Here is a 17,926-nt window from a genome sequence, read left to right on the forward strand (position 1 = left end):
GGCCGCGTCCCGGGGCCGTCCGGTCCCGCCCGTGCGCTGTCGCTCAGAGTTCCAGGACGGTGTGCACTGGTAGGTGGTCGCTGGGGAACTGGCCGTCCCGGGAGAAGGTGTCGATGGTGGCGCGGTGGGTGTGGACGGACGGCGAGGTGAGGATCCAGTCGATGCGGTCGCCGTCCGGTACCGGCGGTCGGTAGCCGTGGAAGGTGCCGTAGGCGGGGCCGCGTTCCTCGGCGGTGTCCCAGGTGTCCACGAGGTTTCCGCCGTCGAGCAGGGTGGTGTAGACGGGGTTCTTGTGGGCCGGGACGTTGAAGTCGCCGGTGACCACGCGGGGCAGTGCGGGGTCCAGGGCGCGCAACCGGTCGGTGATCAGGGTGGCGGAGCGCTCGCGGGCGTACTGGTGGGCGTGATCGAGGTGGGTGTTCAGGGCGTAGAACTCGTTCTCGGTGCGCAGGTCCCGGAAGCGCACCCACGTCACCATGCGGATGACGGTGTTGCCCCAGCTCGTCGAACCGATCAGGTACGGGGTGTCGGACAGCCAGAAGTGGTCGTAGGCGAGCGGAGCCAGTCTGCGGCGGTCGTAGAAGATCGCCATGAACTCGTCCTGGCTGCCGCCCGCCCGGCCGGTGCCCAGCCAGGCGTAGGCGGGGCCGAGGTCCGCCTCGATGTCGCGGAGTTGCGCGTACAGGCCCTCTTGGGTGCCGACCAGGTGCGGGGCCGCGCGGCGCAGCAGGGCGCGCATGGCGGGGCGGCGTTCGGGCCAGGAGTGGGGCGGGGTGGCCGAGGCGTACCGGAGGTTGAAGGTCGTCACGCGCAGCCGGTCACCGTGTTCGGAGACGTCGGCCGCCACCGTGTCGTGCGCCGTGGCGGGGCCCGCGCCGTAGGCCAGGGCCGGCCCGGTGGCGGCGGTCGCCGCCACGGCGCGCAGGGCGACGCGGCGGGTGAGCGGCGTGCGTCTGGTGGCGGCGCGGGGCGGCTCCGCCTCCGTACGGGTGGGTCCGGCGGTGACGGGCGTGCGGCGGCAGGGGACCGGGGGCACGGCAGCTCCTGGGGTGCGGTGGGCCGACGGGTGGCGCACCGAGGGTCCCGGACAGCGCCGGGTTGCGGAAGGGGGCGTCGGGGCGGGGATGCCCCTGGTGCCCACGGTCCGGCTGCCTTTCCGGCGCGGGTCCGGGGATGCCCTTTTCCCTGTGATCCGGCTGCTCCCTGGTCGCAGGCCCGGGGATGCCCTGCCGCCCGACGGCCCGGCTGCCGTCCGGCACCAACCCGGAGACGCCCTCCCGCCGACAGCCCGACTGCCGTCCGGCACCAACCCGGAGACGCCCTCCCGCCGACAGCCCGACTCCCCCTCCGGCTCAGGCCCGGGACCGCCCCACCGCCGAAGGCGAGGTGCCACCGCAGCCCCAGCGCCCGCCCCCGTTCCCGGCTCTGACCCGTGTTTCCGCCTCTGGCCCATTCCGTCCCGCTCCCGCCCCGAAGTGGCGAGTCGGCTTCACCCCCGGGCGCGCGTCCCGCGACGGCCGCCGCGCATGGCGACCACGGCGCCGTGCGTGCCGTAGCCGATGACGTGGTCCTCGTACGGGCTCTCGTCGAAGGTGACCAGCCGCCAGCCGTGCGGATCGCGGGCGCCACGCCAGGGGAACACGCCCGGGAAGGGCGTGCCCGACGGGTACGGGGCGTCGAGGTAGCCGTGCGGGCGGAGGGCCAGGTCGTGGACGGGGTAGCGGCGGCCGGCCCGGTCGCTGGTGAGGAGGTACGGGGTGCCGTCGAACCGCTGCCAGCGGCAGCCTTCGAGCTGGGGGAACCGGCGGCCGTCGTGGGTGAGCGTGATGCCCTGGTGGTAGTCGCCGTTGGGTGCGGCGGTGGCCAGCACCGGGTGGAACGACAGGTTCGGCTGGTACGCGGTGACGTCCACGAACGCCCAGTGCCAGCGGCCGTCGGACCGGACGAGGGCGGGGTCCCAGGCGCTGCGGGTGTACGGCAGGTCCAGCGGCCGGGAGTCCAGGACATGGACGCCGTTGAGCACGTCCTTCTCGGTGGTGGTGTGGTAGACGCGGACGCCGGGGGCCGGGAGGTTGCCGCCGCAGGCCACGACGATGAACCGGTCACGCGCCGGGTCGTGCAGGATCTGGCCGCCGTGGTCGTTGTACCGCAGGCCGTCGCGGGCGAAGAAGAGCTTGGCGACCGGTTCCATGCGGGCCGGGTGCTCCGGGTCCATGGCCCACACCCCCGCGTGGGCCGCCTGCGAGAACCCGGCGCCCGCGCACCCGGCCACGAAGAACACCCGGCCGTCCCGGACGTAGGGCCGCCCGCCGACCTCGCGCACCACGTGCAGGTCCCGCAGCCCCAGCTGGCCGAAGTATCCGGCGCGGACCTTGCGCAGCGTGACGCCGGAGGTGTGGAAGGAGTAGCGCAGGGTGCTCAGGAGGCGGGGGTCGCGCAGGTCGAGCAGCCGGAACACTCCCTGACGGTCCGTCAGCAGGGGACGCCACGGAAGCGCCGGGTCGTCGGAGGAGACGAAGGCGGACACGGTGTCGCCGGTGAGTGTGAAGGCCAGCCGGAAGGGCGCGCGCAGCGCGGCGGGGGCGGTCGCGACGGTGGTGGTGCCCGTGGGCCGTACGACCTCGATGGCGACCCGGCCGTCCCGGCCCCCTTCGTATCGCGCACGCACCGCCGTACGGCCGTCCACCGAGGTCAGCCCCAAGCTGACGGACATCGCCGCGGCCTCCTCGGCGACGTCCGCGACGACGGTGGCGAACGGTGCCACGGGGCCGGACGGGGCGAGCACCGGGCCGGGTGTCGGGGCCGCCCGGCCCCGTTCGAACCGCGCGAAGCGCGGCGGCAGCAGGTCGACCGGCCGGAACCGGTCCGTCACGGTGAACCGGAGATCACCCGGCCTCGGACCCTTGCCCGCCACGTCCGCGGTACCCGTCGCCCGGGCCGTCGCGGTGTGCCGGGCCAGCAGCCCCGCCGTGAGGGCCGTCGCTCCGGCGAGCGCGTACCGTCGGCTGACCCACAGCGGCCTTCTCATGACCGGCCCTCCTGGTGTCCGGCGCCCGGTGCGGGCCGTTCGGCGCGTTCCGGGGAGGGCTTGCCGGACGGATCGGCGCCCGGTGACGAGGACGACGGGAGTCCGCGCTCCGCGACGCCCGGGGCGAGCGGAGGGACCGCGGGCATCTGGGGCGCCTCGGCGATGGTCTGCGGGGACATCCGGAAGTCGGCCGGGAAGTGACCGGGGTCCCGGCGCGCGGCCGGCTCCGTGCTGCGCCAGGTGTACCAGCAGCGTCCGCACTGGCGGACCTCCCAGACGGCGCCGACCGGCGCGGTGGCGACGCGGAACGTCTGGTCCGCCGGGCAGCGAGGACACGTCGTCATTGGGGACTCCTGAGGTGGGTCTGTTTCCGGGGCTGGATCGGTTTTCGTGGCTGGATCGGTTTCCGGGGCGTGACCCGGTGTCGGGAAGCGGGACGGGCCTGTGACGGTCGGAACGGATAGGGAGCGGAACCGCAACAGAACGGAAGGGAGGGAAACAGGAACGGAACAGAACGGAACAGGTTGTCAGCGCCGGTTCGTCTGGGCCAGCGCCCGCAGGCGTTCCACCCACTCCCCCGTCTCCGGGAGGTCCCGCACAGGGGTGCCGTGGTGACCGCGGGCGTCCGGGTGGGCGGGCGTGGTGGCGTCGATGACGAGCTTGCCGCTCATGCCGGGCGGCTGGGAGGACGGGTCGAGCGGCAGGATCGACATGTGGGGCAGCACGATCACGTCGTCGACCGGGTTGACCTTCGTGGACATCGCCCACATCACCTGGGGCAGGTCGAACGGGTCCACCGTCTCGTCGACGACGATGACGACCTTGCAGTAGCCCAGGCCGTGCGGGGTGGTCATGGTGCGCAGCCCCACCGCCCGGGCGAAGCCGCCGTACCGGGCCGCCGTGGAGACGATCGCCAGCAGGCCGTGCGTGTACATCGCGTTGACGGCCTTGACCTCGGGGAACTCCGCGCGGAGCTGCTGGAGCAGCGGTACGCAGGTGGCCGGGCCGATGAGGTAGTCGATCTCGGTCCAGGGCAGGCCGAGGTAGAGGTGCTCGAAGATGGGGCGGGAGCGGTAGGAGATGCGGTCGACGCGGATGACGGGCATCCGCCGCCCGCCCGAGTAGTGGCCGGTGAACTCGCCGAAGGGGCCCTCGATCTCCCGCTTCCGGCCCTCGATCACGCCTTCCAGCACGACTTCGCTCCCCCACGGAACGTCGAGTCCGGTCAGGGGCGCGCTCGTGATGGGGGCGGGGGCGCCGCGGAGCGCTCCGGCGAGTTCGTACTCCGATTCCTCGTATCCCATCGGGGTCGCCGCCACGATGGAGATCACCGGCTCGTTGCCGAGCGCGATGGCCACCGGCAGGTCCTGGCCGCGCTCCTCGGCCACCCGGATGTGGCGGGCGATGTCGTGGATGGAACCGGGCTGGATGCCGAGCCGGTTGACGCCCTTGGCCTGGAGGCGGTAGATGCCGACGTTCTGCTTGCCGAAGTGCTCCGGGTCCTCGGGGTCGCGGCTGATGACGGCCGCCTTGTCGATGTAGAAGCCGCCGTCGTGGACGTTGAGGCGGAACAGGGGCAGCACTTGGTAGAGGTCCACGTCCTCGCCTTCGAGCGTGTGGGCGAGGAACGGCGGGTCGGCGCGGCGCTCGGGCACGACCGGGAAGGTCGCCCAGCGGCGGCCGAACTCCGCCACCTGCTCGGTGACCGGCGTGTCCGGCGGCAGCCCGAGCGCCACCGCGTGGTTGGCCCACGAGCCGTGCACGTTCAGCGCGATCCGGGCGTCGGCGAATCCGGTGACCTGGTCGAAGTAGAGCGCGGGCGCGTCGGGGCCCATCCGGGCCGCGGCGTTGGCGGCGGCGGCCAGGTCCGGTTCGGGGTCCACCCGGTCGCGGACGGCGATCAGTTGGCCCTGCTTGTCGAGTGCCTCCAGGTAGCCGCGGAGGTCGTCGTACGCCATGGGGTCCTCGTCTTCGGAAGGGTCGGGTACGTCGTGGTTCGGAGGCGGTGGCGCCGGCAACCGCGTCACTGGGCGGCCCGGAGGCGGGCCGCGCGCATCCCCGCCCAGCGGCGGGCCGGGACGCGGAGGCCGAACTGGTCCAGCGTCCGCGCGACGATGTGGTCGACGATGTCGTCGATCACCTGCGGCGCGTTGTAGAAGGCCGGCATCGGCGGGACGAGGACGGCGCCCATCCGGGACAGCGCCAGCATGTTCTCCAAGTGGATGTCGCTCAGGGGCGCCTCACGGGGCATCAGGACGAGTCGGCGGCGTTCCTTGAGGGTGACGTCGGCGGCGCGGGCGAGCAGGCCGTCGGTGTAGCCCGTGCGGATCGCCGCCAGCGTCTTCATGCTGCACGGGACGATCACCATGCCCTCGGTGCGGAACGAACCGCTGGAGATCCGGGCTCCCTGGTCGTCGGGCCGGTAGGAGAAGTCGGCGAGCCGGGTCACCTCGCCCACGGTCCAGTCGGTCTCCAGGGTGATGGTCGAGCGGGCCCAGCGGCTCAGCACCAGGTGCGTCTCGACGTCCGGGAGCGCCGACAGCGCCTCCAGCAGCCGGATGCCGAAGACGGCGCCGGTGGCGCCGGTCATCCCGACGACGATCCGGCGCGGCTCGGCGTCCGCGTCCCGCTCCACGCTCCGCATCTGGTCGGCCTGTATGCCCCTGTCGGCCCGTGTGCCGCCGTCGGCCCGTATGACTCCGTCGGCCCGTGTGCCCCCGTCAGCGCGTATCGCGCCGTCAGCCCGCATGACCGGAACGCTCCGTCTCCGGGACGAAGGTCCGCAGCAGGTCGGCGGTCACCGGCGTGGCCGCGCAGCGGTCGCGCGCGTAGTCCAGGGCGAGCGCGTGGTACCGCGGCGAGAAGTCGGCCAGCGCGTCCGCGACCAGGAACGGCTGGATGTCCGCGCTGAACGCGTCGACGGCGGTCATCAGGCAGCCGATGTGGGCGTAGACGCCGCAGATGACGAGCTGGTCGCGGCCCAGGTCGGTCATCCGCTCCAGCAGGTCGGTCCGGGAGAAGGCGCTGTAGCGCCACTTCGTCAGCACGGTGTCGCCGTGCTTGGGGGCGACCTCGGGCAGGATCTCCCGGTGGCGGGGTTCGGCGCTCATGCCCGGCCCCCACAGGTCGCGCAGCAGCCCGCGGTCCGCGGCCGACATGGCGCCCGGCTGCGCCGTGTAGAAGACGGGGATCCCTGCGGCGCGCGCGGCGTCCAGGAGGGCCGCGACGTTGCGGACCAGGTCGTCGCGGGGCGAGGTGCCGGGGCGGAAGAAGTCCAGGAAGTAGCGCTGCATGTCGTGGACGAGGACGACCGCCCGGTCACGGACGGGCCGCCACGGTGGTCCCTCGTCCGGCTGCCGGGCACCCGAGGGCATCGGGTAGGTGACGTCGGCGGGTATCCGCACTTGCGGGCTCCTTGGTTGGTGGTCGGTGGTGGTCGGGCGGTGATCGGCGGGCTGGGGTAGGCCGTCGGCTTTCGGTGGCGTCCGGCGGTTCCGGCTTGGTCCGCGTTCCTCGCCGGCTGCCGGGCGGAGCCGGTGCGGCGGGTGCGGGCCCCTCCGGCGGGCGGCCACGCGCCGCCCGCCTTCAGGTGCCCGACGCCCCGTCCCCGGGGTCGGTGGCTCAGCGGCCCAGGGCCGCGCCCCCGTCCACATACAGGTCGTGCATGGTGATGTGGGCGGCGGCGCCGGAGAGGAGGAAGGCGACCGCCTCCGCCACGTCCTCCGGCTGGGCGAGCCGGCGCAGGGGGATGCCGACGCGGTACGAGCTCAGCGAGCCGTCCAGCGTGGCCCGCGGGCCGTGCGCGTCGGCCCACATGGAGCGCAGCATCCGGGTGTTGGTCGATCCGGGGGCCACGATGTTGCAGCGCACCCCGTACTGTGCCAGTTCGAGGCCGAGCGTCTTGGTGAACATGGTCGCCGCGGCCTTGGACGCGCCGTAGGCGGCCATCTGAGTGCGCGGTACGGACGCGGCGTTGGAGGTCACGGTCACGATCGCGCCGCGGCGGCGGCCGGCCATCCGGCGCCCCACGGCGCGCGAGACGTGGAAGACGCCGTCGGTGTTGACCGCGAACGTGGCGGCCCAGTCCTCGTCGCTGAGCGTCAGGGCCGAGCCGGTCCGCAGCACGCCCGCGACGTTGACCAGGTGCTCGATGGGGCCGGTGGCCCGTTCCACCTGGTCCACGGTGGCGTTCACCGCGGCGCTGTCGGAGACGTCCACGGTGTACGCGTGGGCCGTGCCGCCGTTCTCCCTGACCTCCTTGATCAAGGGGGTCAGCGCCTCGGCGTCGGTGTCGGTCGCGGCCACGGTCATGCCCTGGGCGGCGAGTTTGCGGACGACGGCGGCGCCGATACCGCCGGCCCCGCCGGTGACCAGCGCGGTCGTGCCGCGCCGGGTGTCGCTGAGGTCCATCGTCCTCGTTCCTTGATTTCTGGTTCCTGGTTCCTGGGTGCGGGGTTGCCTGGTTTCTGGCTTTTGGTGCCTGGCTCCTGGTTCCTGGTGCGTTCCACCTGGCCCGGTCCCGGGGCGCGCGTCTTTCCGTACACGCGCCCCGGAACGTCCGAGCCCGGGCCGCCCGATCACGCCCAGGTGTTCAGGAAGCGCTCGGCCTGCTCCGGGTTGAGCCGGGGATCGCACAACGTGGTGTACCGGTGGCCGAGTTGGTCCTCGGAGTGGATCGGGCCGCCGACGCATTCGGTCACCTCGCCGGCCGCGACCTCCAGGTGGACGCCGCCCGGGTGCTGCCCCTGCCGCTCCAGTACGGAGCGGAAGGCCGCGGCCTCGGCGATCAGGTCCGCGAGGTAGCGGGTCTTGCGGCCGTCGCCGGCCGTGGTCGTGTTGCCGTGCATCGGGTCGCACAGCCACACCACGGGGTGCCCGGCGCGCCGCACGGTGGCGACGATGGGCGGCAGTGCCTCGGAGATCCGGGTCCGGCCCATCCGGACGATGAGGGTGAGCCGGCCCGGGGTGCGCTCCGGGTCCAGCGTCTGGCACAGCTGCAGCACCTCGTCGGGCGTGGTGCCGGGGCCGATCTTGCAGCCGACGGGGTTGTCGATGTCCGCCAGCAGCGCCACGTTCGGGGAGCCCGGCTGCCGGGTGCGCTCCCCCACCCACGGGAAGTGGGTGGACGTCAGGAGCCGGCCGCCGGTGGACGGGTCGGTGCGCACCAGCGGGGTTTCGTAGTCCAGCACCAGCGCCTCGTGACTGGTCCACGGCCCCGTGTGCGCGGCGGTCCCCGGCCGCGCCGCGCGGGCGGCGCGGGCCTCGCGCAGCACCCCGCCGACGGTGGCGGCGGCCAGCCGCGCCTGGAGCATCCGGTACGGGTCGGCGCGGCGGGCGTCCTCGGTCGGCGCCTCGGAGTTGACCAGGTGCCCGCGGAAGGCGGGCAGTTCGAGGCCGCCGACGCGTTCGGTGGGCCGGGAGCGGGGCTTGGCGAACTGCCCCGCCATGCGGCCGATCCGGACCACGGTGCGGCCGGAGCCGCGCTGGAGGTGGTCGCCGAGCCGGTCGAGGGTGTCCGCGCGCTGCCGTGCGTGGGCGGGCGTGCACTCGTACAGGCTCTCCGCGCAGTCCCCGGCCTGGAGGACGGTGGCCCGCCCTCGGGCCACCGCCGCCAGCGCGCCGCGCAGCTCCCGCACTTCCTCACTGGTGACCAGCGGGACGGACGCGGCGAGCCGGTCCTTGACGGGGCCGAGGGCGGGGTGGTCCTGCCAGGGCGGTTGCTGGGTGTCGCGGACGGTGTGCCGGGCGCGTTCGGCGGCGTACGGGTGCGGGGCGGCGGGCCGGACGTCGGCGAGGTAGGCGTCGACCTCGATCTCCCCCGTCTCCGCCGGTCCGCTCGGTGCGGTCACGCCGGTCCGGCCCGGCCGGGGGCGCGGCGCGGGGCCGGGCTCCGGGCGGGAGGGGTACCGGGTGGTCGTGGGGGCGGAAGATTCCGCTGGGCTGGTCATGCGCTCCTCCGTGCGGGCGCGGCGGGTCGCCGCGCGGGGCGGACGGTCAGGGCGTCGGCGGCGAGGTCGGCCACCGCCGAGCGGCCGTCCCTCGTCAGTACCGACTCGGGGTGGAACTGGGCGGACGCGAAGCCGGGGCCGCGCAGCCCGTGGACTTCGCCGGTCCGCGGGTCGCGGGCGACCTCGATCCGGCCGGGCACCCCGGCGCAGGTCAGGTGGTCGGTCCCGGTGAAGGCGGCGAAGGTGTTGTAGAAGCCCACGGTCCGGCGCCGGCCGAAGAAGCCGATCTCGGCCTGGGCGCCCTGGCCGGGTGTGGAGCGCGGCCGGACGTCCAGGCCCAGCCGCCGCGCGAGGACCTGGTGACCCAGGCACACCGCCAGGAACGCGGTGCGCCCGGCGAGCAGGTCGTCGACGATCCGCCGCAGATGGGCGATCCGGGGATCGGCCGGGTCGCGCGGGTCGCCGGGGCCCGGCCCGACCACGACCAGGTCGTGGTCCGCGCCGGTGAGCGCGGCCCGGGCCCGGTCGTGGGGGCGTACGTCGGTACGGGCGCCCAGGGAGCGCAGCAGGACGGCGAGCATGGCGGTGAAGGAGTCCTCGGCGTCCACGACCAGGGTGCGCAGTCCGGCCAGCGGCCCGCCGCCCGCACACCGTTGCGGGGTGCGGCCGTGCAGCCAGAAGTCCGCGAGGGCGTCGTTGCGGCGGTCGAGGGCTTCTTTGACGCGGGGATGGTCGCCGAGGGACGCGTTCCCTGACGGTATGTCAGCTGCCACCGGCCCGTCGACTTCACCGGCCGGATCCTCCCCCGCGCCCCCCGGCTCCCCGCCCCTCAGCCGCAGGCCCGCGGCGTCCAGCAGGCTCGCGGCCTTGGCCCGGGTCTCGGCGGCCTCCGACGCCGGGTCGGAGTGCCGGACCAGGGTGGCGCCGACGCTGAGCCGCAGCGCGCCCTCCGGGTCGAGTTCGGCGGTGCGGATGAGGATCGCGGAGTCCAGGGACGGGCGGTCCTGCCGGTCCCGTCCGATCAGGGCCGCGACGCCGCTGTAGTAGCCGCGGCTGCCCCGCTCGTGCCGGGTGATGACGCGGCAGGCGTTCTCCAGTGGGCTGCCGGTCACGGTGGGGGCGAACATGGTGGCCCGCAGGATGTCCACCGGGTCCCGGTCGCTGGCACCTTCCAGCAGGTATTCGGTGTGGGTGAGGCGGGCCATGGTCTTGAGGTAGGGGCCCTTCACGCGGCCCCCGTCCGCGCACACCTGGGCCATCATCTTGAGTTCCTCGTCCACGACCATGGTCAGCTCGTCGGTCTCCTTGCGGTCGGCGAGGAAGGTCAGCAGGCCGTCCAGGTCGGCGCCGCCGGGCGGGTGCCGGTAGGTGCCGCTGATCGGGTTCATCACCGCCGTGCCCTTCGCGAGGACGACGTGCCGTTCGGGCGTGGCGCCGACGAAGGTCTGCTCGCCCGTGTGGACGACGAAGGTCCAGTAGGCGCCGGTCTCCCGGCGCAGCAGGCGGGCGAACATCGCCAGGGCCGTCCGGTGCGGCGGTCCCGGCAGGCGGGCGCCGAGCGTGCGGCGGATGACGAAGTTGGCGCCGGAGCCGCTGCCTATCTCCTCGTCGATGACGCGGCGCACGGAGTGGGCGTACGCGGCGTCGTCCACGTCGAAGGCGACCTCGGCGGTGCCGAGCGCCGCCCGCCCGGCCGCGGGCGCGCCGGGCGCCTCCAGCCGGGCGAGCGCGTCGGCCAGCGGGTGGTCCTCGCGTTCGCGGACGCGCAGGGCGAGGACGGGTTCGCCGCCGTCGTGGCAGGCGAACCCGCGCTCGGTGATCTGCCGGTAGGGCAGCAGGGCGAGCACGTCGTGCCGCTCGTCGGCCGCCCACCCGGGGCCGGGCGCGGCGCCGTCACCGGCGGGCCCGTCCCCGGGGCGGGGCGCCCGGTCCCCCGACCGGGCGCCGTCCCCCGCCGGGGCCTGCGACGGGGCCCCCGCAGCGGGCTCCGTCGTGGCCTCCGCCGCGGCCCTCGCGCACAGCGCGCCGAGGCCGGCCAGGTCCTCGATCCGGTGGACCGGTCCTGCCAGGACCTCCAGCTCCTGCCTCCCCCGATGGGCAGGTCGCCGAAGGATCGCGAAGGGTCCGGGCGCCGGGCCGAGGACGCGGTCCAGGAGACCGCCGCCGCGGTCGGGCGGGCCGGTCGCGATGGGTTCGGTGGGTGATGAGGGCACGGTCGTTCCTTTCGCGGTGGAGGTGGTGAAGGTGCGGTGGGAGCGTCGGAGAAGCGGCGCGGCGGCCGGCGGGCGGCGCTCGCCGTGGGCGCGCGGCGGGCACGCCGCGGCCCTGTCGCTCCACCTTGTCCCGGTGGGTGCGGCGTGCGCCATCACGTGTTCCCGGGATCGGGCCGGTGGTGGTCCAGCACCGTTCTGGTCAGCGCGACCCGGTTGTTGACGGCGAGTTTGGCGAAGCAGTGCCGCAGGTGGCTGTCCACCGTGTGGGGCGAGATGTGCAGCCGTTTGGCGACCTCGCGGTTGGTCAGCCCTTCGGCGACCAGGACGGCCACCCGGCGCTCGCTCTCCGTGAGCGTCCCCCAGCCGAGGCCGGGCCCGGGTGGCGGTCCGCCCGGGGAGGCGTCGGGGCCGGCGTCCAGCCACCGCCGGACGCGGCGGGCGTGCCAGCGGGCCCCGGTCTCCTCGTACAGGTTCAGCGCGGCGCGCAGCCGGGCGGTCGCCCGGGTCGGCCGGACGCCGCGCAGCAGCAGCCCGGTGTCCTCCAGCGCCGCCGCCCGCGCCAGGGGGCGGGGGGCGTGCCGGTAGGCGGCGTTGGCGCGTTCGAGGAGCTGGGGATCGTCGCGCAGGACGCCTTCCGCGTGGGCCGCGGCACCTTGGAGGGAAGGGATCTCCGGGTGCTGGGCGGCCAGTTCGCGGATGGCGTGCACGACGGTGCGGGCGCACTCGCCCTCCCCGGCGCAGCGGGCGACGCGGACGAGGACGGCGGCGGCCTGCGGCTCCCGGCTCAGCAGCGCGGTGCGGCGCGGCAGGGCGTCGTAGACGGGGCGCAGGGTCGCGAACGCCGTCTCGGGGCCGCCTTCGGCGAGCCGCAGCAGCCCGTGCCGCCACAGGACGTCCTCGGGCCGGGAGGGCAGGTTCTCCACCGGGCCGAGTCCGGCGCGGCGCAGGTGGTACCAGGCGGTGGACAGGTCGTCGCGCAGCAGCGCCAGGTGGCTGAGCGTGGCGAGCACCCGCACGCCCAGGGGGCTGCGGGGTTCGGCGCTCTCCCGGGCGGCGTCGGCGGCGCGCTCCGCCTCGTCCAGTCGCCCGGCGGCCAGCCACAGGCGGGCGCGCTGGTAGGCCCAGGCGGGGCGCAGCCAGGTGTTGCCGGACTTCTCCGCGTCGCGTTCGCCGAGGTGCAGCATGATCTCGGCCTGTTCGAAGTCGTCCAGGGCGGCGCGCGCCGGGGCCAGCAGTAACTGCGGGTGGAGGGTGTCGATGCCGCCGAGGTGGGCGAGATGGACGGCCTCGCAGGCCCGGAAGGACGCCTCCCGCAGGCGTCCGCGCTCCAGGGCGAGGCGGCTGAGGGTCATGGCGCCCAGGACGCGGGCCTCGGTGTCGCGGCTGTCGGCGCCCTGCCGGATGGCCTCGCGGGCCATCTCCTCGGCCAGCTCGTCGCGCCCGTAGGCGAGTTGGCCGGAGGCGTGGACGGACAGGAGCCGGGCCCGGAGGCCGGGGGCGAGGCCGGGGGCGCGCAGGGCGTCGCTGGCGTGGCCGGCGGTGCCGTGGTCCTGGCCGGTGTTCAGGGCGGCGCCGGAGAGGGCGACCAGGATGCCGCTGCGGGCGGCCGGGTCCAGTTCGGCGGCGCCGAGCACGTCGTTGACCAGGGCCCGGGCCTCGCCGTACCGGTCGACCTCTTCCAGGGCGCGCACCGACTCCCCCAGCGCGGCCGGTGAGCGGCCCAGTTGGGCGACGAAGTCGCGCAGCCGCCCGGCGGACTCCTCGCCGGGCCGGGTGCCGAGCATGATGTGCCGGGCCGTCTCCGCCGGGGGGCGGCCCGACTCCTGTTCCAGGACGCTCGCCGCCTCGCGGTGCAGCGCGCGGCGGACGGAGGTGGACAGGTTCTCGTAGACCACGTCCCGCACCAGGGGGCAGCGGAAGGCGAGGCCGGCCTCGGACTCGGTGAGGATCTGCGCGGCGAGCGCCTCGTGCACCAGGGACGCCAGCCGCAGGTCGAAGCCGTGTCCGAGCAGGCCGACGACTTCGTGGAGGGTGCAGGGCCGGTCGTAGACGGCGATCGCCGCCAGGAGCCAGCGGGTCTCCTCGGACAGGACCCGCAGTTGGGCGTCGACCCGGCGGTGCACCGCCCGGGGCAGTTCCCCGTTGCGCACGCTGGCCCGGTCGCCCCTGATCTGCACGGCGCCCTGCTCACGCAGGGCGGTGAGCAGGGCGGTGAGGAGGCCGGGGAAGCCGCCGCTGCGCAAGGCGAGGACGGCGAGCCGGGGTTCGGGAGGCGCGCCGAGCACCTCGGTGGCGAGCTGGAGGGTGTCGGGCTCGTCCAGGGGCCCGATCAGGACGCGCCGGGCGTGGTCGTGCGCGAGGTGGTCCAGGGCGTCGTCGGCGGCGCCGGCGGGCAGTCCGGTGCGGCGGACCAGCAGCCACAGCACGGGCAGCCCGGCGGTGCGCGGCACCAGGGTGCCCAGCAGCCCGGCGGTCTCGGCGGCGCGGTGCGCGTCGTCCAGGACGATCAGCAGCGGGCCCTGGGCGCGGACGAACGCGCCGGCGCGCTCCGCCCACCGCCGGGCGTAGGCGTCGGGTGCGGCGAACGCGTCGGCGGGTGTGCGCAGCGGCAGGTCCCGCGTGCTGGTGTCGCACAGTTCGCCGAGCCGGGTGGCGCCGACGGCGGGCCGGCCGGTCGCGGCGCCGGCGTCCAGGACCCGCACGTCCAGCTCCGCGGCGTGGTGGACGGCCGCCGCGAGCAGGTGGCTCTTCCCGATGCCGTCCGGGCCTTCCAGGATGACGCAGCCTCCCTGGCCGCGGCGCAGGTCCCCGATCGCCTCGCGCAGTACCTCCGTCTCGCGGACCCTGCCGATGGTGCGCGGGCCGGTCGCGGTAACGGTCACTATGGATCTTCTCCCTCTGTCCTCGGCGGCAGGGAGAGGGACGGCTGGTCAGGCCGTGGCTGTCGCTCCCCCGTGTGCCGCGCTGCGGCGTTCCGGCCTTGGTCCCCCGTCAGGCCGGCCGTGCGCGTGAAAAGGCGGCGCGCGGGGCGCTTCCCGCCCCTGGCGCGAACGCCTGAAATGGTGCCGGACCGACTCGCCCGTGCCGGGCGGCGGATGCGCCCGGAAAAGAACCTCGCCGCCTCCTGGGCATGCGGAGGCGCAGAGGAATGGTCACGGAGCGGGTCGAGGAAAAACAGTCACATGCGTCCCTGTTCGCTCACCGGATAATCTCCGCCGCAGTGCGCCGTTGACGCGCCGGACGCACGCGGGCCGGGTCTCGTAGAGAGCAGCAGAAACGCTGGGCATAAACAAATCATTAACGGTTTCCGCGCGCCACCTCCCCTGGTCCGATCCCGGCAAGGCGTCCCCGTCCCCCACAACTGTGCGGGTCCACGCATGGTTCCCGATCATTTCGGTCCGGCCGTCACGCACTTTTCCCGCACCGTCCCGAACCCCTACCAAATACCACACCCGCGGCTCCCTTTCGCCGTCCGGTCACCGGAACCAGAGCGTCGACTTCCATGACGTGCCGTCTCCCGTATTCACGTGAGGCGGCCCCGCCGGTCCTACGCGAGGCTGGGACCGATTGCGTTTTCCCGCGGTCTCCAGAATTCTGCGGGGGGATTTCCTTGGTCCAGCGCGGGGATATCGCGCCGGTTCGGCGGGCACCGAATACCGGACGCCGTTTCCCGGCCTTTCCGTGACGGCCCTCGCGCCGCTGCTCGACGCGGTCCCCCGCACCGCCGCCCGGCCGGTCGACCGCCGGGCCGACCGAAGGAGTTGCCGGTGCACCGGCGCACGCTGCTCACGTCGTCCGCGGCGCTGGCCGCGACGGGACTGGCCCCACGGGCCGCCGCCCGCCCCCGCACCGGACGGGGTACGACGGGCGCACCCGTCCTCGTCACCCGGACCACCGCGGGCCGGGTGCGCGGCGAACAGGCCGCGCACTCCGTCGTCTTCCGGGGGGTGCCCTACACGGCGCCGCCGACCGGCGCGCTGCGGTTCGCCGCGCCCGTTCCACCGCGGCCGTGGTCGTCGGTACGGGACGCGACGCGGTTCTCGCGCCCCTTCCTCGCGCCCAGCGCCCGGGACGGCAGTGAGGACGCCCTCTACGCCAACGTGTGGACCCCGGACGTCCGCGGGAAGCGGCCCGTCCTGGTGTACGTCCACGGCGGCGCGTGGATGCACAACTCCGCCGTCAACCCCACCTATGACGGCGACTTCCCGGCGGGCCGCGGCGACCTGGTCGTGGTGACCTTCAACTACCGCCTGGGCCCGTTCGGGTTCGGGCTGCACGAGGGGTTCGGCGCGGGCGGCGGCGCGCCCGCGAACTGGGGCCTGCGCGACCAGGCGGCGCTGCTGCGCTGGGTGCGCGCCAACGCGGCGGCCTTCGGCGGCGACCCGGAGAACATCACGCTCGCCGGCACCTCGGCGGGCGGGTCGAGCGCGTGGCAGCTCGCCCTGCTGCCCGCCACCCGCGCGCTGGTGCGGCGGCTCGTGCTGATCAGCGTGGCGCACACCTGGCAGCCGATCATGTCCCTGACGCCGCGGGACTCCCGCACGACGTACGAGGCGGTGGCCCGGCGGCTGGGCACCACCGTCCCCGGCCTGCGCAGGGTCCCCGCGCTGGAGCTGCTGGACGCGTGGGAGGCCCGGTTCGCCGGTCCTCCGCAGAGCCGTCCGGTGGCCAGCGGACGCGAGATGCGCGGGCCCGTCGTGGACGGCCGCTGGATGCGCGGGTACGACTTCGCGCTGCCCGTCCCGGACCTGCCGATGCTGGTCGCGCACACCCGCACGGAGGGCTCCTTCTTCACGGACCTGACGGCGCCGGAGCCACGGGACGAGGACGCGCTGCGGCGCATGGTGCGCGCGTTCCTGCTCAAAGGGGCCGCCACCGTCCCGGACCGGCTGGTGACGGACGTGATCGCCGCCTACCGCGCGGCGGCGGTGGCCGACGGCCTGCCCGCCGACCCGTTCGCGCTCTACACCGAGATCTACGGCGACGGCCTCTTCCGCTACCAGATCCAGCGCCTGCTGGAGCGACGCGCCCGTACGGGCGGCGCCCCGCAGTACCACCTCGACTTCGCGCACCCCGTGCGCCCGCCCCGGCACGGCACCCCGCACGAGGCCACCTCGCCCTTCCTGTTCGGCACCCTCGGGCTGCCGGAGAACGCGCCGGTCTACGGGAACGGCCCTCTGGAGCACCGGGTGGCCGGCACCCTCGTCGACCTGGTGGCCTCCTTCGCGCACACGGGGGTGCCGCGCGGTCCGCACGCGCCGCCCTGGCCCGTGTTCGACCCGCGGCGGCCCAGCACGCTGGTCCTGGGCGGCGAGCGGGTGGCGTACGTCGGCGCGGCCCCCAAGACGCGGCAGCTCGCGTTCTGGGACGAGGCCGGGTGGGTGCCGCGGCCGTGAAGGCGGTGCGTGCCCGTGACGGCTGCGATCCGCGGCGCTGCCACAGCCGCGGGTCCCGGGGCTCCGTTCCCGGACGGACGGCGATCCCACGGCACGGCGGTGCGGCCACTCCGCGCACACCGCGACCACCTCTCACACCGCGCGAAACCGCGCCCCCGGCGGCCCGCCCCCGCGCACGCCGCCCGGGCGCGCATCCCGGAAAGACGTGATGTCCGCGACGGCGGACGCCAGCCAGGGTGGAGCCGTGCTCGGCCCGTGAGCAGCACACGAGGAGGCACACAGTGGAACTACGGACGCTCGGCAGGACGGGAATGCAGGTCAGCCCGCTGTGCCTGGGCACGATGATGTTCGGCGAGTGGGGCAACCCCGACGAGAAGGACGCCATCGGCATCATCCACGCGGCGCTGGACGCCGGGATCAACTTCGTGGACACCGCCGACGTGTATTCCTGGGGCGGTTCGGAGCGGATCGTCGGCAAGGCGCTGGCGGGCCGCCGCGACGAGGTGATCCTGGCGACCAAGGCGCACTACCCGATGGGCAGCGGCCCGCACCGTTCGGGCAACTCCCGGCGGTGGCTGACCCGCGCGGTGGAGGACAGCCTGCGGCGGCTGGACACCGACCGGGTGGACCTCTTCCAGGTCCACCGCCCCGACCCCGAGACCGACATCGAGGAGACGCTGTCGGCCCTGACCGACCTGGTGCGGGCCGGGAAGATCGTCACGATCGGCACCACCACCTTCCCCGCCTCCGAGATCGTCGAGGCGCAGTGGGCCGCCGAGCGGCGCGGGCTGGCCCGGTTCCGTACCGAGCAGTCGCCCTACTCGCTGCTCAACCGGGCGGCGGAGGCGGAGGTCTTCCCCGTCTGCGCCCGGTACGGGCTGGGCGTGACGACCTGGAGCCCGCTCGCCGAGGGCTGGCTGACCGGCCGGTTCCAGGGCGACATCGACCTGACCCGGGGCCGGCAGGCGGCGCACCGCCTCCAGTTCGACCCGGCGCTGCCCGGCAACCAGGCCAAGCGGCAGGCCGTGGCGCGGCTGCTGGATCTCTCGCAGGAGGCGGGTCTGCCGCTCACGCACCTGGCGCTCGCCTTCGCCCGCAACCACCCCGCGGTCACCTCGGTCCTCATCGGCCCGCGGACCCGTGAGCAGTTGGACGGCCTGCTGGCCGGCGTGGACGCGCCGCTGGACGCGGACCTGCTGGACCGCGTGGACGCCATCGTGCCGCCCGGCCGGGCCGTGAATCCCGACGACTCCCACCACACCCCCGAGGCGCTGGCCGACCCGGCGCTGCGGCGCCGCACCGGTGTGGGCGCCCGGCCCGCTCCCTCCTGGGAGCGGCGCG

The 17,926-nt window shown here is 74.8% G+C and carries 12 protein-coding genes; 2 read left to right on the forward strand and 10 right to left on the reverse strand.

From position 1 onward, the window contains the following. Positions 1 to 43: 43 nt before the first annotated feature. The 10 genes from ABZX96_RS15340 to ABZX96_RS15385 form a co-directional block, all read right to left on the reverse strand. Entirely contained in the window at positions 44 to 925 is an 882-nt protein-coding gene (locus ABZX96_RS15340; protein WP_355543835.1) for an endonuclease/exonuclease/phosphatase family protein, read from the reverse strand. A 564-nt stretch (positions 926 to 1,489) separates the two neighbouring features. Beyond that, on the reverse strand, positions 1,490 to 3,028 hold the full coding sequence (locus ABZX96_RS15345) for a hypothetical protein (RefSeq protein ID WP_355543793.1): 1,539 nt from the start codon (positions 3,026 to 3,028) through the stop codon (positions 1,490 to 1,492). Next, complete coding sequence (locus ABZX96_RS15350; RefSeq protein WP_355543796.1) at positions 3,025 to 3,372, reverse strand: non-oxidative hydroxyarylic acid decarboxylases subunit D; 348 nt, start codon at positions 3,370 to 3,372, stop codon at positions 3,025 to 3,027. The genes ABZX96_RS15345 and ABZX96_RS15350 overlap by 4 nt, the downstream gene beginning before the upstream one ends. Positions 3,373 to 3,555: 183 nt before the next feature. Beyond that, positions 3,556 to 4,986, reverse strand: a complete 1,431-nt coding sequence (locus tag ABZX96_RS15355; RefSeq protein WP_355543799.1) for a non-oxidative hydroxyarylic acid decarboxylases subunit C — start codon at positions 4,984 to 4,986, stop codon at positions 3,556 to 3,558. Between the two features lie 65 nt (positions 4,987 to 5,051). Then, positions 5,052 to 5,672: a non-oxidative hydroxyarylic acid decarboxylases subunit B gene (locus tag ABZX96_RS15360; protein ID WP_355543838.1), complete on the reverse strand. Its 621-nt coding sequence runs from the start codon at positions 5,670 to 5,672 to the stop codon at positions 5,052 to 5,054. 94 nt (positions 5,673 to 5,766) lie between these two features. Further along, positions 5,767 to 6,432, reverse strand: coding sequence for an isochorismatase family protein (locus ABZX96_RS15365; protein WP_355543802.1), 666 nt, complete (start codon positions 6,430 to 6,432; stop codon positions 5,767 to 5,769). 217 nt (positions 6,433 to 6,649) lie between these two features. Continuing rightward, a complete protein-coding gene (locus ABZX96_RS15370) occupies positions 6,650 to 7,438 on the reverse strand; it encodes a 2,3-dihydro-2,3-dihydroxybenzoate dehydrogenase (RefSeq protein ID WP_355543805.1) in 789 nt (262 codons plus the stop codon). A 167-nt stretch (positions 7,439 to 7,605) separates the two neighbouring features. After that, positions 7,606 to 8,976 carry a 3-deoxy-7-phosphoheptulonate synthase gene (locus ABZX96_RS15375; RefSeq protein ID WP_355543808.1) on the reverse strand — a complete coding sequence of 457 codons (1,371 nt, stop codon included), beginning with the start codon at positions 8,974 to 8,976 and terminating at the stop codon, positions 7,606 to 7,608. After that, positions 8,973 to 11,189: an anthranilate synthase family protein gene (locus ABZX96_RS15380; RefSeq protein WP_355543811.1), complete on the reverse strand. Its 2,217-nt coding sequence runs from the start codon at positions 11,187 to 11,189 to the stop codon at positions 8,973 to 8,975. The genes ABZX96_RS15375 and ABZX96_RS15380 overlap by 4 nt, the downstream gene beginning before the upstream one ends. A 152-nt stretch (positions 11,190 to 11,341) precedes the next feature. Then, complete coding sequence (locus ABZX96_RS15385; protein ID WP_355543814.1) at positions 11,342 to 14,071, reverse strand: LuxR C-terminal-related transcriptional regulator; 2,730 nt, start codon at positions 14,069 to 14,071, stop codon at positions 11,342 to 11,344. 885 nt (positions 14,072 to 14,956) lie between these two features. Between ABZX96_RS15385 and ABZX96_RS15390 the strand changes: the two genes are divergently transcribed. Continuing rightward, positions 14,957 to 16,585, forward strand: coding sequence for a carboxylesterase family protein (locus tag ABZX96_RS15390; protein WP_355543817.1), 1,629 nt, complete (start codon positions 14,957 to 14,959; stop codon positions 16,583 to 16,585). Between the two features lie 281 nt (positions 16,586 to 16,866). Next, positions 16,867 to 17,926: aldo/keto reductase (locus tag ABZX96_RS15395; protein WP_355543820.1), on the forward strand; the 1,060-nt coding region annotated here is incomplete at its 3' end.

Origin of the sequence: Streptomyces sp. NPDC003077 (assembly GCF_040611095.1) — a bacterium.
GTDB lineage: Bacteria > Actinomycetota > Actinomycetes > Streptomycetales > Streptomycetaceae > Streptomyces.